The organism is Streptomyces sp. NBC_00425, assembly GCF_036030735.1.
In the GTDB taxonomy this organism is placed as follows: Bacteria; Actinomycetota; Actinomycetes; order Streptomycetales; family Streptomycetaceae; genus Streptomyces.
Window position 1 is genome coordinate 6,054,175 of the sequence record NZ_CP107928.1, and the last position, 15,796, is coordinate 6,069,970.

Consider the following 15,796-nt stretch of genomic DNA (forward strand, 5'->3'; position numbering starts at 1 on the left):
GGTTCACTCGTTCGGGGTACGGAATTTCGCGAACCGATTTCCGGAGGTCGAAATTCCGATCTCCAGCAAATATTTGCGACAGGAAATTCCCATTTCGGTCACCAGGTGCTTGGTCGGTACATTGCGACTGATTCGGACATCCGGTGACCGACGGTCGGCAGGTGCGCCTCGTCAAGCGTTTGTTGACGAGGCGTCGCCTGTCAAATTAGCCTGTCCGAAGCCGTGGACACAACGGCAGAAGCACTAGGAGTTGGGGAGGCACATGGAGGCCGGCGAGGAGTTCGGGCCCTGGCTGGCCCGTCAGCTTGCGATCTCGAACATGAGCCAGACGGAGCTGGCGAAGGAACTCAAAATGACCCGTGCGGCGGTCTCCGCCTGGGTCACCCGGCGCTCGGTGCCGCGTCCCTCGGTCATGGCGCAGATCGCCGAGGCGCTCGGCACGGACCTCGGCACGGTCCACACCCGCACTGCTGACACCCAGGCCGGTCTGCCCGTCACCTGGTACCACCGACCCGGCTACCGGGACGGTGGGCGCGACGGCGGCAATGCGGCGGCCTTCGCCTTCGACGCGGATGTCCAGGTCCTCGCGCGCGAGACCTGTCAGAACAGCCTCGACGAGCGGCTCGTGCACAACGGCCGTCCGGTGCGCGTGCGATACACCATCCACGAACTCACCGGCGGGAAACTGGAGGCCTTTCGTGCCGCGCTCCTCTGGGACGAGCTCCAGCCACACTATTCGGCCGTGTCCCAGTCGTCCGCAGATCAGAAGGTCGGCCGGGTCGTGGACGCCGGCGTGCGCGACATGTTCGAGAAGGGTCGTCTGATCCTGCTGCGGGTCGACGACTACAACGCCTCCGGTCTCACCGGAGATGATTACGACGACGGAAAGTTCGCGGCTGTCGTCCGCCGCCAGCTGGAAAGCCTGAAATCGGGCTCCGGCGCCGGTGGCTCGTACGGTCTCGGCAAGGCCACCCTCTGGGCGACCAGTGCACTGGGTCTGGTGCTGATCAACTCCACTCTCTCCGTCCCGCACGAGGGACGTACCGAGCGCCGTGTCATCGGGCGGTTGGAACTGCCGTGGCGTTCCGTCGGCGGCACCGCCTACGCGGGCCCCGCCTGGCTCGGACGCCCCGACCCCGAGACGCCCAACGCCGAGGTCGTACGGTCCTGGTGGGCCGACGAGGAAACGGTCGAACGCCTTCACCTCACGCGTGACAGCGAAGAGCCCGGCACATCCTTCCTCATCGTCGGCGCCCACGACGTGGCGAGCCTCGACCAGGGCAGGGATCCGTCCACGGACGACGAGGACGAGGACGGGAGCGAGGAGGACGGCGCCCGTGACATCCGGACCATGCACAAACGTCTGGTCGAGGCATTGAGCCGGGACTTCTGGGCAGCCATGACCGGAGGAGGGCCCCGGCTTCCACTGTTGGAGACGTCGGTGCGCACCCTGCGCAACGACGAGGTGGTCGTCGAGGAAGAACAGGTCGACCCCCTGGTCGGCCAACCCTCCCGCACTCGGGCATTGCGCGCCTTCTACGAGGGGAAGACCGTCGACCGGCTCACCGAGTCCGGCCAGGTGGCGCTCCGCACGGTTCCGCTCAAGTTGCCCCTCTCCGGAGGCCGACGCGGCACACTCGGTACTCATCACGGGGTGCTCCTTGTCACGGAGGCCGAGGACAAGGACGGCAGCCCCAACCAGGTTCACTCCCTGCGCGGCAACCGGATGACCATCAGGAAATCCACCGTCGCCGGTCTGCCGTTGGGCGTCACCTCCTTTCAGGCGGTCCTGCTGGTGGGGCACGCGGCCGGCGATTCGGCCCCCTTCGCCGGGGAGGCCGAAGAGTTCCTACGAGCTGCCGAACCACCCGAACACGATCGATGGGGCCAGACCGAGGAGTTGACGCTCCGCTGGTCCCACAGCGCCCACTACCGGATCTCCCGGCTCACCACCGAGGTCAACGCGGCGGTGCGGGAGCTCGTCGTCCGCCCCAAGCGCCCCGGCTCGCACGAAAGCGCCAAGCTGCGCAAGAAGCTCACCGTCCCCCGGAAGGCCGCGGTGCCCAGACGTGCCGCCGGCTCGGGCCTGCCGGAACTCTCCGAGCTGGACGCCGTCATCGGGGAGAACCGTGAGTGGCGTATCACCGCCGAGGTGAAATTGCCGCGCGTCGACGAACTGCCCGCCATGACCCCGATGGTGCTCCTCGACGTCCGGTCGGGAGGCAGGCCACGGCTGGACTGGGCCGAACTGGTCGCGGTGGAGGGCTGCCGGGTTCAGGACGGTGTCCTGCACTTCACGCCCGGCGCACGCCGGGCGGTGTTCAACGGTGCCACCGATCCGACCAGCCATCCGGTCCGCACCGAACTCACGCGACTGGTACTCGAACTCCGTGCCGGTTCAGGGAGTGAGGCATGAAGTTCTATCCGTACAAGCGACTGAACCGTCCCGTCACGCTGCGGGTGACCTCGGTTTCTCTGAAACTGCCCGACGGCTCGCGTGATCATCTGGACACCTCGGCGTACTCGACCCCCAAGCGGACCGTTGCTTTGGGTGTGGCACAGCACGAGGACTGGGTTACGGCTCGGATCGGTCTGTCGGCGACTCTCCCACCCGGAGCCACGGACGCCGACGCCCCGTGGAGCGACCTCCGTGTCCTCGCGGTACTCACCGATGGAGATACCAACGTCCGCACCACAGTCGACCTCGACCAGGACGCTCCGGGCAGCAAGGAGTGGTCCGGCGCGATCGAGGTGCGTCGGGACGACCACGTGGACCGGGCCGACCTGGCCGTCCATGCCGTAGCCACGGTCGACGGTGTTCCGGGCCGAGGGATCACCGAGACCGACACGGACTGGACGGTCGACACGACGGCGGAGGAGCCGCTCGGTGGCTTGCGGCTCGACGTGAAGCAGGCGAGCTTCTCCAAGAGCTCACGCGAATGGCTACGCCCGTACGCCGACGCGCCCTGGGTCGTCGATGCCTCGGGCCGGCTCCCGCTGGTGATGGTGAATACCGATGTCGAGGGGTTCGCGGACCTTCTCGGAGGTGACACCGGAGGGATGGAGAACAAGGTCCACGAACTGCTGCTCTCTCAGATGGCCACAGATGTGTGGACCGCCGTCTTTCACAGTGCGATCGGTGATCTGGAGGTCGAGCCCGACGGTTCGCCCGTCTTCCCCACCGACTGGAGAGGGGAGGTGCTGCGGGACATGCTCCCCGACGTGGTGCCCAACCTCCGTGCAGAGGACGCGCTTCGTCAGGTCCAGCGCCGGCGGACCGGGGACGCGGGATGGGTGGAACTCCAGACCCGAGTCCATTACGCCGCCGTCCGTCGGGCGGGTGCACGCCAGTCGCTCGCCAACATCCTGCGCGCACTGCAGCAGAACAACCGAGAGGACAGGCCGTGATCGAGCAGCCGCACCATCTCCCGGACCGGCTGGGTCTGCTTTCCGCGACGGCCGCAGACCCCTTCCTCACCGATGACCTGCTGCGGGGGGTCCAGGGGCATGGGGGAGTGGACCTCGCGAAGGTCGTCGAGCCCCTGCCGGCGGAGGATCCCCGCTGGCGGGCGGAACCCCTGCGGGAGCTGGTCGAAGACGCGTTGCACAAGTTCAAGGAGAACAAGACGGACGCCGACGCCTGGTTGGCGCCCCGTCTGCACGCGGCTCTCCGCCTCACGCGGCGGGAGGCCGCCGACCGGCGGATCTGGAACCATCTTGCCCTCGGTGTGGCCCCTGACTACGTTGCCTGGCGGCACCTCGCCGCGCCCACGGCGAACACGCCCGAGCCCCGTATCGACGCAGCCCGCTTCAAGGGAGCTCCCGACCGTCAGTGCTTCTCGCGCCTGTGGTGGGCGGCCGAGGTGTTTCGCAACGGCTCGGACTACGCCCCGGTCGTGGCCGCCTGTGCCAACCAGGATCTGATCCACACAGTGATGCGGTCGGACCTGGTCGACCACCGCCCTACGGCTCAGGCGCTTGTGCGCGTTCTCCAGCGTGGTATCGCCACCACCGGTCGGGAGATCACCGGTCTGATGGCCGCGATCAACACGGCTGGTGCCACCCTCGTCTACGACGTGTTGGCCGCTGACGAGCCGAGGGACCCCGAAGACCTGCGCCAGTGGATTGCGGAGGCCGAGAACGCGCCACCGGTGCCTCGGCACGAGCTGCCGACCGGACCCGACGAGGAACCCGTGCCCGAGGAGTCGATCGAGAAGCTGACGGACTGCTTCGCGGAACTCTTCGAGACGGCCCCCGTCAGGGGCAAGACCTCCCAGGCATGATCCGAGGGGGCTCACCCGTCGGTGTGCGGGTGAGCCTCCAGATCCTTGCGCCGGCGGACCTTCACCGGTGCGGTCGGAGGACGCCAGTTCTCGAGCTTCGCAACGGCCTGCTCCAGCCTGGCATCGGCCTCCTTCTCGCTCAACTCCGGTTCGAGCACGTGCCGGAGTACGTGCAGGGCGAGCCGGGGCGGCACCGCGTTGCCGATCTGTTGGGGCCGGTCGCCGCCCCGCCAGGGGTACGCGACGGGAAACGTCTGGAGCACTCCGGCCTCGGCGAGTTCGAAACGGCTGAACTGGGGGAGATCCGTGTCCGTCCCCTTGTGTACGAGCCGGTTGCGGGAAACCTTCCCGGTGACCGTCGAGGACGGCGCATCGTGGTCACGGCGCCCGCGCGCACCCGGGTCGCCGCCGGTGCCGTAGTTCGAGACCACGGTGAAGGCGGGGCGGTCCGGCAGGTTCAGGTCCGGTGCGATGTCCCGAACCTTCTTCAGGGCTGCCTCCATGGACACCCAGGAGTCCTTCGGTTTTTCGTTGCTCCTGCTGACGGTCTTCTCGTCGATGTCCCAGAGCAGCCCGTCCGCGCGATCAGTGCCCCGGGAGGCAGCAAGAACGCCGCCAGGCCGGTAGCGCTCGTGGGTCTCCTCCAGCTCCGGGATGTCGATCTTTCCGAACCTGGCCATGAGCACGGCACGCCTGCGGGTCTGCGGCACACCGAAAGCCTCGGTGTGCATCATCTGTTTCCGAGTCCGATAACCGAGGGTGGCCAGCACCTTCTCGTACTCTTCCCACACCCGCATCACAGCGGGCACCTGCTCCAGCACCACGGCCTCGTAGGGCACCAGTCCCGGGCGGCGACTCCGTTCGATCACCCACCACAGCGGCTGGAGAACGAGCCCCGTCCGTTCGTCGCCCAGCTCCTCCAACCTCACTCGATGCGTGTCGAGGGACTTCTCCAGAGAGACGAGACCGTCGAGGAGGGTCTTGAGCTCGGCGTCCCGGCGGGCGAGGCCGAGCGGCGCCTCCAGCGTCTTCAAGGCGATCTTGATCTCCTCGGTCGAGCAGCCGTGCTCGGCGAGGTTCTTCCTGACTGCCTTGCGGGTGACCGAGCGGACTGCCTCGACCTCACGCTTCGCGGCCTTGACCGTCTCCGCCTCGGCGGCCTTGTGCCGCAGTTCCTCGGAGATCCTGCGCCAGGTGCGGAAGACCTCACGCCAAGGCGTCGACTCGGAGCGCACGGCATCGTGCAGCCGCGCGATGTACTCCAACACATCGTCCAAGGCCCTGCGGCCCGCGCCGTGGCCGGCGACGGTGAACGTCTGACAGGGCGGCCCACCGGTCAGCACCTGGGCGTGAGGGAAGTGGGCGGCGCGGAACTCCCTCACGTCGCCGGCGAAGGTGTCCATTCCCGCCGCCGCACGGGTGTCACAGGCGTCGTCGTCCCATTCGATGCCGGTGACCCGATGACCGAGGACTTCCGCCGCCACATCCAGACCTCCAGGCCCCGCGAAAAGGTCCACGATGTGGAAAACCGCAGGTGAGGAGGGTGTGTGCTTGGCGTGGCTCATGTGCGAGAAGTGTAGCCGGCTGTCGGCTGTGCCATCGCCCACCGGCTACTCCCGGCCTGAGGACCGCAGCGCGGTCGCTATCGCCTCGCCGAGTGCCCTGCCGACCGGCGGAGGGGTGGCATGACCGATCTGTCGGTATCGGGCGGTCTTCTGTCCCGTGATCTGCCACTCCGGGGGGAACGCCTGGACGACCGCGGCTTGGTCCACCGTGATTTTCGGCATATGTGCCACGTCGTCGGAGCGGGGCCACATGTAGTCCGGTCCCGGCACCTCGTCGGCGAACGCGTTCCCGTTGATCCCCATCCGCGCCCAGGCACGCTTCGTGCCGGTCGGACCGACGTCGGCACCGCCCCGGTTGTCCGAACCACCGACGAGGGTCGGAGCCACGGTGCTCGCCTGATCCGCCCAGGCGTCGGCCTCCGCCCAGCCCCGGGCTGCCATGGACTTCCGCAGCGCCTCTCCGACCGGGACATGCGTGTCGACGGTCGGCCTCGGCGGGACGAAGCGGTCGAACCAGGGTTCCTTGAGCGCCACCAGGACGCCCTGCTCCCGGTCCTGGGGAACGCCGAAGTCCGCTGCGTTCAACACGAACCAACGCAAGCGGTAACCGAGGTGGGCGAGTTCCTCCGAGACGAACCGACGCACCTCCTCGTACGCGGGTGAGTGTACGAGCGCGGGCAGATTCTCCAGAAGCAGTGCGCGAGGCTGGATTCCGTGAACGAGGTACACCGCGGCCCGGAGGAGGTGCAGTTCGGGCTCACTGTCAGAACGTCCCACTGCGGCGGAGGATTTCACTCGCGGCAGACCGGCCGAGAGCAGGTCGACGTCGAGACTCTCCCGGTGCTCGTCCGGCACGAAGTCGATCAGATCTTCGCGGACGACGTTCCAGTGCGGTCGGTTGGCCAGGAGCGTCTCACACGCCTGCTGCTTGTCGTCGAGGAGCAGCGTCGGCGTGAAGCCCGCACTCTCCAGACCCGACGCCAACCCGCCCGCACCGGAGCAGACGTCCACGAAAGTCAGTCTGTCAGTCAACCGTCTTTCCCCCTCGGCTCGTTCGCCGCCTATTCTCCCCTGCCTCCCGCGCGAGGGTGGCACTCTCCCGCATCTCGCGTCTCCTGCGGTCGACCGTGACGCGCACGGTCTGGGCGACCTCTTCCGGCTGTGTGTGCTCCCAGAACCGCAACACCGTCCATCCCCGGGCGGTGAGGTGCTCGGTCGTCTCCTGGTCCCGCGCCATGTTCCGGTCCAGCTTGGTCCGCCACCACTCCGCGTTGGCCTTCGGCTGCGTGGCGTGCTGCGGGCAGCCGTGCCAGAAGCAGCCGTCGATGAGGACCGCCACCTTCGCGCGAGGGAAGGCCACATCGATCCGCCGTCGTGGCATGCCGGGGACGGGGTACTCCACGCGGTAGCGCATACCGGTCGAGTGAAGCAGCCGCCGCACGGCCAGCTCGACACCGGTGTCCTTGCTCGCCTGCCTGCTCATGCGGGCTGAGACGCCGGGAGAGGAAGGCGTCACGCTGTTCACTGTCGTCATGCCTCACGAATGCATGTGGTCACGGTCGATGATCGCCACGGACAGGCCGGCGCCCGGTCGTTGCGTCTGGGCGTGTGGCCGCTGAAGTGCCCCGGATGCCGCAGCCCCGGTCTCAAGTCCCTGCAACTCCATGGCATGCCTCGTAGCTGTTCCCCGACCCGCACCAGCAAGCAGCCCCCCGCTCCGGCGGCCAGCCCACTGCCCTGCCCCGGGCTGCCAGGGTCGTCGCGTACTGGGGGAGCAGGTTCGTGTCCCCCGGTGACGAGGCTTCCGAGGCCGCGAAGGCCTCGTAGGAGGGGACTGTCCCGGTGACGATGCCGAGGTTGGCCGTGCCGGAGGCGGCGAGTTCGCGCAGGGACGCCTCTATCGTCGCCAGGTGCTCGTCGTGCGAGGGGTACTCGTCCGACAGCGTCGGGTACGCCCCCACCAGTTCCGCGAGCTCTCCCGTGGGCCAGTGCAGGACCGCCACCGGGAACGGGCGGGACAGCTCCTCCCGGTACGCGCCGAGCTCGGCGCGCAGGCGGGAGATCTCCGCCTGCAGTTCGGCCGGGTTGTCCGAGCCCAGCGACCAGACGCGCTTGGGGTCGTGCAGCTCGTCGAGGGGGACGGGGGAGGAGTGGAGGGTGTCGGCCAGCACGTCCCAGTCGTCGTGGGCGGCTCCCAGCATGCGGCGCACGCGGTGGCGGCCGAAGAGCAGGGGGTGCGAGGAGTGCGGCGGGGGTTCCGGGACGTCCGCCAGGAGCAGGGTGACGCCCTCGGTGAACGTCTTCTGCGCGGCCTCCAGCTCGTCGTGGGACTCCAGCGACTCCGCGACGATCACCCAGGGGGCCGGGTCGCGGGGGGCGGCGGCGCGGATGCCGTCGATGATCGCTCTGGCCTCGGCCTCGTGACCGTACTCCCACAGGTTGGAGGCCTTCAGGGCGCGGATCAGGTGGGGGCTGTCCAGGTTCTCCGGACCCTCCGAGGAGGACAGGAGCCGGTCGTACAGGGTCGTCGCGGCGGGGCGGTCGCCGGCCAGTTCCAGGTGGGCCGCGGCCTGCAGCAGCAGGGCTTCCGCGTCCTCGGGATACAGGCCGGCGGTCCGCTCCAGGCGTGCCGCTTCGGCGGTGTGGTCGACGTTCTCGGCAGGCGTGTCGGGGCGCATGGGTGACACGGTAGCGCCGCCCGGCGACAAAGGAGAGATACCTGCAGGCCAGCGACCACATCGCCGCCCCGCCCACCCGGAAGCCGTGTCGGACGTCCCTAGATCGTCACCCCGTCCACCTGGAGGGTCTGCACCGCGCCCGCCGCGAACGGCACGCTGATCGACTTGCCGCTCAGGTGCGTGTCCGAGTGGGACGTGTAGAGGTCGCCGGAGCCGCCGGTCACCGTGTTCCAGCGCGGGACCAGGCCTCCCGATCCGCCGCTCACCGTGGTGAAGCGGGACAGGTCGAAGGTGAGCGTCTGGGCCGACGACGACGTGTTCGCCGCGACGATCACCAGGCGCTTCGCCGTCCTGTCGATGGCCGCCGCCGCGTAGCTCACGCCCGTGTCGAGGATGGTCATGCCGGGCCGGATGTGACGGCTGAACTGGGCCATCACGTAGTACTTCGTGGTGACCGCGCCGGCCGCCAGCGTGTTCTCGTCGTAGCGGATCATCGCCCAGCCCGCCGACGGGTCCATGACCTGCCAGTAGACCCAGGCCGTCGGGTGCAGCCAGCGGAAGTCGTAGAGCAGGTTGCTCGCCATCGTGAGGCCGGTGCCGTCCTTGTCGCCGGTCTCGGAGTTCCACAGCGCTTTCTTGGCCGTCGTCACGACGTCCGTGTACAGCAGGTCGCGGCGGCCGCCGGAGCCCTGGTAGCCGTGCACGTTGACCCGGTTCACGTACCCCTTCGTCGTCGCGGAGAAGGAGTTCCAGGTGGTGCGGGCGAGGTCGTAGCTCGTCTCGTCCGAGGCCGAGATCTTCGTCGCCGTCAGGCCCCGCGAGTCCAACTCGCTGCGCATGTAGGGAAGGACGGCGGCCTGGACGGTCGCGTCCATGTGACAGCCCTCCTGCGTCCCGGTGGCCGTCCACCAGGACGAGGACGGTTCGTTGAACGGGTCGACCGTCGCGAAGTCCACGCCCCAGTTGTTCTTCGCGCGCAGGGCGACCGCCGCGAGGTGGGAGGCGTGCTGGCGGTAGTTCCAGGACTGGAGGTTGTTGCCGCCGCCCGCCGCGCCCGACGGGTTGTGGTTCAGACACATCCACCACATGGGGGAGTTGGCGAACAGTTCGGACGTCGCGCCGCGCGACACGGCCTTCTGCAGCATCGCGCGCTGGTTCGCGTCCGCCGTCCAGTCCCAGGCCGAGGACGTCGGGTCCTCGTTGTTCCAGTCCTGCCAGTAGCCCTCGATCTGCTTGAACCCGGGGATGTTGGCGGACACCGCCATCGACGCGCCGCCCACGGTGTTCCAACTGCACGCGCCCAGGTTGTAGCGGGCGATGTTGAGGCCGAGGCCGGGCAGGGTGCTGCCGTTGTAGGACACCGACTTGGTCGTGAAGAAGATGTCGGCGAAGTCGTCCCGGGCGCCGAAGACGTTCGCCCACCAGGCCAGGGAGGTGCCCCAACCCTCCCAGGTGCCGTACGTCGTCGACGGGTTGACGGCGATCGTGGCGTCGGCGCGGGCGGTGCCCGTCGCGAGGGTGCTTCCGAGGAGCGCGCCGCCCGTGGCCGCCAGCAGTGTTCTGCGTCGGATCATGACTTCTCCGCTTCATGACAGCGATCGACCGCCGGTCGTCCCCGCCGGCGTCGTCGGAGTGAGTCAGTGCGTCAGTGCGTGACTGCGGCAGTGCGTGACTGCGGCAGTGCGTGAATGCGTCAGAGCGTGAATGCGTGAATGCGTGAATGCGTGAATGCGTGACGAAGCATCGGGTGTGGCCCGTGGCGTTGTCGAGAGTTCTGACAGCCCTTTCTCGAACCTGTGGAGAAAGGGGCGGAGAGCGTTCGAGGCGACGAACGGACGGGGCGGGAACGGTCCGTGTATGTACGGGTCTGGAGACCTTGTCCCCCTCCCCCTATCGTGCCCGCGTGCGGACTTCCCCCGGGCAGCGGACTCCCCTCGGCCGGCGCGTCGCCCCCGGCCGACGCGTCCCCGTGGTTCGGCACGGCACCCGGCGGCGGCGCGCCCGGTGCCGACGGGCGTTGTGGACCGGCGCCGAACTCCTCGTCACCGCCGGGGTGCTGGTCCTCCTCCTCGTCGTCCACCAGCTGTGGTGGACCAACCGGGAGGCGAGGGCCGGCGCCGAGCGCGGGGTGGCGGCCCTGGAGCGGCAGTGGGGGAGCGGTGCGGCGGACGATCCGCAGGGCGCCGCCGGTGACGGCGGCCCGGGCGCCGGCACCGCCGCCGGCGACCCGTCCGCCGGCGACGGAGGCGGCGTCGACGGCGGTACCGGCTCATCGGCGGGGAGCGACGCCGACAGCGGCGTCCCGCGCGCCTCCCAGGCCTACGCCGTCCTGCGCATCCCCCGGCTCGGCCTGCGGGTGCCGGTGGCCGAAGGCACCAGCAAGCGGAAGGTCCTCGACAAGGGGTACGCGGGTCACTACAGCGGCAGTCAACAGCCGGGGCAGCAGGGCAACTTCGCGGTCGCCGCGCACCGCAACACCCACGGTGAGCCCTTCCGGTACCTCAACCGCCTGGGGAAGGGCGACAGGGTGGAGGTGGAGACCCGCGACGCCACCTACACCTACCTCGTCGACAAGGTCCTGCCGCAGACCTCACCCCGCGACTCCGGCGTCATCGGGCCCGTGCCCCGCTCCCTCACGAAGCCCGGCCACGGCTACGGCGTCCCCGGCCGCTACCTCACCCTGACCACCTGCACGCCCGAGTACACCTCCCGGTACCGGCTGGTCGTGTGGGGCGTCCTGGTCGCCGCGCAGCCCCGCGGATAGGACGCCGTCGCGCCGACGCTCCCGGAGTTCGCGGCGCTCACGGAGTTCGCGGCGCTCCCGGCCCGCCCCGCAGATGACGAAGGTGACGCTGATCAACAGCGCCCACGAGACCCACTTGGAGAGGGCGACGGGCTCCCAGCCGTCGAGCTGGTACGGGTACGTCCAGGCGCCGAGGTAGGTGGCGATGTTCTCGGCGAGCCAGAGGAAGAAGCCGATCAGCGTGAAGGCGAGCGCCAGCGGCATCCGGTGCCGCAGCCCGCCGACCGTGAAGTGCGCCCATGTGCCCGCCGTGGCGGCCAGCAGCAGCGCGCCGAGCGGCAGCCGCAGGTCCGGCAGCCAGTGATGGGTCAGGAAGTTCACGTACAGGCCGACGGCGAGCACGGCGGTCGAGCGGGGCCGGTAGCGGGTCAGCGACAGGTCGAGCAGCCGCCAGGACCGGCAGACGTAGCTGCCGACGGCCGCGTACATGAAGCCGCCGTACAACGGCACTCCGGCGATCTTGGTGAGGCCGGGTTCGGGGTAGCTCCACGAACCCACCCGCACCTTCACCAGCTCGAAGGCGAGGCCCAGGACGTGGCAGACGGCCACCACCGCGACCTCCCGCCGGGACTCCCAGCCGAGGAGCCGGGCGGCCGCGGTGAGCAGCACGCCGTAGGCGAGGAGGAGGTCGTAGCGGGCCACCGGGAGGACCGGGAGCAGCCGGGAGACGGCCATGCCGCCGAGCAGCGCGACCGCGAAGGCGCAGCAGCGCGCCTGGACCCAGCCGAAGCGTGCCAGCTGGCCGGCGAACCTCCCGACGACGCCGGCCACCCTCTTGTGCATGTCGTGCATGTCGCGCATGTCGAGCAGGTGCATGGTCATGTAGAGCCGCCGGGCGGGGCGTGCGGTTGCGGACCGCGTCGCGCAGTTCCCGTCCGAGGCCGCTACGCGCCCTCCTCGAGAGCCTCTCGGACGGCGGTCAGGACGGCGTCCGTGTCGGCGCCGAGGGCGCGGGCGGACGCGGTGAAGTCGCGGGCCAGCGTCGCCAGTTGCTCGGGATCGGGGCGGCCCGGACGGGGCCGGGGAGCGGCCACCCGGGAGCCGGCGCCGCGCCGGGTGCGGATCAGCTCGGCGGCCTCCAGTTCCCGGTAGGCGCGGGCCACCGTCCCCGGCGCCAGACCCAGGTCGGCGGCGAGCTGGCGCACGGTCGGCAGCCGCTCGCCCTCCGCCAGTCGGCCGGTGACGATCAGCGCGGCGAGCTGGGAGCGGATCTGGTCGTACGGGGGCACCTGGCTGGTGGTGTCGACGCGTACCGCGGGCTCACTCATCGCCGACGGCCCGGGGCGCGACGACGGTGAACAGGCACCATCCCAGGGTGAACAGGGAGAGCAGTCCCAGGGGGTAGATCACCAGCGCGGTGACGTTGCCGAGCATGCCGGCGCAGGTCGTACGGGACAGCACCCGGCCGATCATGCCGAGGACGATCAACAGCTGGCTGGAGACCAGCAGCCCCCAGGCTCCGGTGATCGCCCAGCTGCGGTCGTGGCGCCGCAGGTTGTCGCCCGGGCGGTGTGCGATGCGGCGCAGCGCCCAGACGCAGGCGGCGGTGCCGAGGGCGAGGGCGGCGAGCGCCGGGGCGGCGTAGTGCAGGCCGGGCCAGGGGCCGAGGAGCCGGGGTCTGCCCGCGGCGCAGGTGACGGTGAGGGTACGGCCGGCCCGGCCGTGGGCGTCGGGGGAGGCCATGAGGGTCCCTGTCGTCAGCAGGACGGCGATCCAGGCCGCCTCGAAGACCAGCAGCGGCGCCATCCGGGGCGGGACGTGGTCCCGGACCCGGCGCGGGGCGAGGGCGGCGGTGCGGACCGCTTCGAGGGGCGCGGGGGTGAGGGAGTCGCCGAGCAGGACCCCGCCGACGGCGCACAGCCCGAACGCGGTGACCGCGCTGAGGAAGCGCATGGCGAGGTCGTCGCTGTCCATGGCCGCCAGCGGCTGGGCGACGACGACGCCCAGGGCCAGGCCGGCCCAGCGGGCGCAGAGGTCGGCGCGCGCCAGCAGCCGCTCGGGCGTGACGGTGTCGAGCATGGCGGACCCCCGGTCGGTACTTGTATCAAGTGGTGGGTACAAGATGCCGCGAGCCGAATCTTGTGTCAAACAACTGATACAAGTTGGCGGCTCAGGAACCGGTCCCGGCCCCGGTCCCGGTTCCGGCCTTGGTCCCGGTCCCGGTCTTGCCCGGCCTCGATCCGGCCTCGGCTCCGGGCTCCCGGTTCCGGCCCGGTTCCGGCCCGGCCTCGACCCGGCCCCGGAACCATCGCGGCGCCCCGGACGTCCTCCTGGGAGCAGGGAAGGAGAGGCATGCCGCACACCCGGTTCGACGCGCGTCGCGCCGTCATGCCCTTCCTGCTCCTCCTGGTCCTGGACGTCCTGCTCCTGGACTCCGGCAGTCTCACGGCCGCCGTCGCCCTCGCCGCGACCGCCGCCGCGTCCTCCGCGCTCACCGTCTGCACGGTCGTCGCCGCGCGCAGCGCACCCCGCGTGCCGCCCACCCGGGTGCGCACCGCGATCAGGGACCGGGCGCGGCGCACGGCCTTCCTGCCGCAACGCGATCCGGACGCGTCCGGCCGCCCCCGCCCCCGAGCGCCCGGTCACGCCCTTCCGGCGACCGCCGCGTAGGGCACGTCCGACGTCGTCCTCGTGACCCCGCGCGGGTCGTCATGCCGCCAACCCCGTTGTCCCCGGCACGACGAGACCCCCGGAGGGCTCCTCACCCATGTCCGTTTTCGCCAGCCTGGTCGAGCACCTCGCCGACCTGCTCCAGCCCCTGTTCGGCGCCGCCGCCGCGGCCGCCGCGATCGTCCTGTTCACCGCGCTCGTACGGCTCCTCGTCCACCCGCTGTCCCGCGCGGCAGCCCGCGGGCAGAAGGCCCGCACCGCCCTGCAGCCGAGGATCGCCGAACTGCGCGGCAAGCACGCCGAGGACCCCGAACGGCTCCGGAAGGCCGTGCTGGAACTGCACGCCGCGGAAAAGGTGTCGCCGCTCTCCGGCTGTCTGCCGAGTCTGCTCCAGGCTCCCGCGTTCTTCGTGCTCTACCACCTCTTCTCCAGCACCTCCATCGGCGGTGAACGCAACGGGCTGCTCGGCCACCGGCTGTTCGACGCACCCCTCGGCGACCACTGGGCGGACGCGCTCGCCGGAGGCGGCCCGGTCGGCGGGGCCGGACTGGTCTACCTCGCGCTGTTCACCGTCGTGGCCGTGGTCGCCACCTTCAACTACCTGCGCGCCAGGCGGATGCCGCTGCCCGTGACCGGCGGCCAGGAGGTGCCCGGGGCAGGCGCCCTCACCAGGGTCATGCCGTTCATGTCGTTCTTCACCCTGGTCACCGTGGCGGTCGTCCCGCTGGCCGCCGCGCTGTACGTGATCACGTCGACGACGTGGAGCGCGGTCGAACGGGCCGTCCTCTACCGATGACCGTCCCGCACGCGTCCGTCCGGTGACGGTCCGGACGGTCCAGTACGTGAACCGGGTATTGCGGAGCGGACGCGGAGCTTGGACGATCGACCAGTCCTCCGATGGCTGCACCCTTCGGAGGGCGCCCGCGATCCAGGGAGACGATCACCATGAAGTTGCTGCGAGTCGGTGCGAAGGGAACGGAGCGTCCCGCGCTGCTCGACTCCGAGGGGGTCCTGCGGGACCTCTCCGGGGTCGTCCGGGACATCGACGGGGCGCTGCTCGCCGACGACGCGGCGCTCGGCCGGGTCCGGGCCGCCGCCGAGTCCGGGGCCCTGCCGGCGCTGGACGCCGCCGGGCTGCGGATCGGGCCGCCGCTGGCCCGGATCGGCAAGATCGTGTGCATCGGGCTGAACTACCACGACCACGCCCGGGAGACCGGGGCCGAGCCGCCCGCCGAGCCCGTGATCTTCTTCAAGGCGGCGGACACCGTCGTCGGGCCGCACGACACCGTGCTGATCCCGCGCGGGTCCGTCAAGACGGACTGGGAGGTGGAGCTGGCCGTCGTCGTAGGGCGGACGGCCCGCTACCTGGAGTCCGCCGAGGAGGGGCTCGCGCACGTCGCCGGGTACGCGGTGGCGCACGACGTGTCCGAGCGGGAGTTCCAGATCGAGCGCGGCGGGACCTGGGACAAGGGCAAGAACTGCGAGACGTTCAACCCGCTGGGGCCGTGGCTGGTGACGGCGGACGAGATCGCCGACCCGCAGGACCTCTCCCTGAGGCTCTGGGTCAACGGCGAGCTGAAGCAGGACGGCACGACGGCCGAGCAGATCTTCGCCGTCGGGGAGGTCGTGCGGTACGTCAGCCGGTTCATGACGCTGTACCCCGGGGACGTGATCAACACGGGGACGCCGGCCGGGGTGGCTCTCGGGGCGCCCGACCCGAAGCCGTTCCTGCGGGGCGGGGACGTGGTGGAACTGGAGATCTCGGGGCTGGGGCGGCAGCGGCAGGTGTTCGCCGTCGCGTAGCGCTCCGCTGGGTCGGTGGGGGGACTGCGGGGCAGGGGCAGGGGCAGGGGCAGG

General features: G+C 70.3%; 14 protein-coding genes and 1 pseudogene. 7 read left to right on the forward strand and 8 right to left on the reverse strand.

The annotated features are described in order from the left end of the window. Nucleotides 1–262: 262 nt before the first annotated feature. Genes OHS82_RS26425 through OHS82_RS26435 form a run of 3 tightly spaced genes read left to right on the forward strand, consistent with a single transcriptional unit; the run spans nt 263 to nt 4,283 of the window. Nucleotides 263–2,416: a helix-turn-helix domain-containing protein gene (locus OHS82_RS26425; protein ID WP_328434672.1), complete on the forward strand. Its 2,154-nt coding sequence runs from the start codon at nt 263–265 to the stop codon at nt 2,414–2,416. Further along, nucleotides 2,413–3,408: a hypothetical protein gene (locus tag OHS82_RS26430; protein ID WP_328434673.1), complete on the forward strand. Its 996-nt coding sequence runs from the start codon at nt 2,413–2,415 to the stop codon at nt 3,406–3,408. Before OHS82_RS26425 ends, OHS82_RS26430 begins: the two co-directional genes overlap by 4 nt. Beyond that, nucleotides 3,405–4,283, forward strand: a complete 879-nt coding sequence (locus OHS82_RS26435) for a DUF6339 family protein (RefSeq protein WP_328434674.1) — start codon at nt 3,405–3,407, stop codon at nt 4,281–4,283. The genes OHS82_RS26430 and OHS82_RS26435 overlap by 4 nt, the downstream gene beginning before the upstream one ends. An 11-nt stretch (nt 4,284–4,294) precedes the next feature. Here the strand turns inward: OHS82_RS26435 and OHS82_RS26440 are convergent, their stop codons facing one another. From OHS82_RS26440 to OHS82_RS26460, 5 genes are all read right to left on the reverse strand, one after another. After that, a complete protein-coding gene (locus tag OHS82_RS26440; RefSeq protein ID WP_328434675.1) occupies nt 4,295–5,848 on the reverse strand; it encodes a DNA cytosine methyltransferase in 1,554 nt (517 codons plus the stop codon). 45 nt (nt 5,849–5,893) lie between these two features. After that, nucleotides 5,894–6,880, reverse strand: a complete 987-nt coding sequence (locus OHS82_RS26445) for a DNA cytosine methyltransferase (RefSeq protein ID WP_328434676.1) — start codon at nt 6,878–6,880, stop codon at nt 5,894–5,896. Next, on the reverse strand, nt 6,873–7,331 hold the full coding sequence (locus OHS82_RS26450) for a very short patch repair endonuclease (RefSeq protein WP_328436109.1): 459 nt from the start codon (nt 7,329–7,331) through the stop codon (nt 6,873–6,875). Before OHS82_RS26450 ends, OHS82_RS26445 begins: the two co-directional genes overlap by 8 nt. A 163-nt stretch (nt 7,332–7,494) precedes the next feature. Next, the gene (locus OHS82_RS26455) at nt 7,495–8,526 is read right to left on the reverse strand and encodes an SEC-C domain-containing protein (RefSeq protein ID WP_328434677.1); all 1,032 of its coding nucleotides are present in this window, start codon (nt 8,524–8,526) and stop codon (nt 7,495–7,497) included. Nucleotides 8,527–8,624: 98 nt separating this feature from the next. After that, nucleotides 8,625–10,100, reverse strand: coding sequence for a beta-1,6-galactanase (locus OHS82_RS26460; protein WP_057574472.1), 1,476 nt, complete (start codon nt 10,098–10,100; stop codon nt 8,625–8,627). Between the two features lie 329 nt (nt 10,101–10,429). Between OHS82_RS26460 and OHS82_RS26465 the strand changes: the two genes are divergently transcribed. Further along, nucleotides 10,430–11,290 (forward strand): class E sortase, encoded by an 861-nt coding sequence (locus OHS82_RS26465; RefSeq protein ID WP_443041047.1) that lies wholly within the window; start codon nt 10,430–10,432, stop codon nt 11,288–11,290. 48 nt (nt 11,291–11,338) lie between these two features. Here OHS82_RS26465 and OHS82_RS26470 read toward each other — a convergent pair. From OHS82_RS26470 to OHS82_RS26480, 3 genes and pseudogenes are all read right to left on the reverse strand, one after another. After that, nucleotides 11,339–12,112: pseudogene (locus tag OHS82_RS26470) on the reverse strand (DUF817 domain-containing protein); the annotation flags it as partial. A gap of 101 nt (nt 12,113–12,213) precedes the next feature. Then, entirely contained in the window at nt 12,214–12,597 is a 384-nt protein-coding gene (locus OHS82_RS26475; RefSeq protein ID WP_057574474.1) for a GntR family transcriptional regulator, read from the reverse strand. Next, nucleotides 12,590–13,348, reverse strand: a complete 759-nt coding sequence (locus tag OHS82_RS26480) for a hypothetical protein (RefSeq protein ID WP_057574475.1) — start codon at nt 13,346–13,348, stop codon at nt 12,590–12,592. Before OHS82_RS26480 ends, OHS82_RS26475 begins: the two co-directional genes overlap by 8 nt. Nucleotides 13,349–13,621: 273 nt before the next feature. Here OHS82_RS26480 and OHS82_RS26485 point away from each other — a divergent pair, with 273 nt between their 5' ends. The 3 genes from OHS82_RS26485 to OHS82_RS26495 all read left to right on the forward strand — a co-directional run bounded on the left by OHS82_RS26485 (nt 13,622) and on the right by OHS82_RS26495 (nt 15,742). Further along, the gene (locus tag OHS82_RS26485) at nt 13,622–13,939 is read left to right on the forward strand and encodes a DUF6412 domain-containing protein (RefSeq protein WP_057574476.1); all 318 of its coding nucleotides are present in this window, start codon (nt 13,622–13,624) and stop codon (nt 13,937–13,939) included. Nucleotides 13,940–14,036: 97 nt separating this feature from the next. After that, a complete protein-coding gene (locus tag OHS82_RS26490; RefSeq protein ID WP_057574477.1) occupies nt 14,037–14,735 on the forward strand; it encodes a YidC/Oxa1 family membrane protein insertase in 699 nt (232 codons plus the stop codon). 149 nt (nt 14,736–14,884) lie between these two features. Continuing rightward, entirely contained in the window at nt 14,885–15,742 is an 858-nt protein-coding gene (locus OHS82_RS26495) for a fumarylacetoacetate hydrolase family protein (RefSeq protein ID WP_057574478.1), read from the forward strand. Nucleotides 15,743–15,796: the final 54 nt, after the last annotated feature.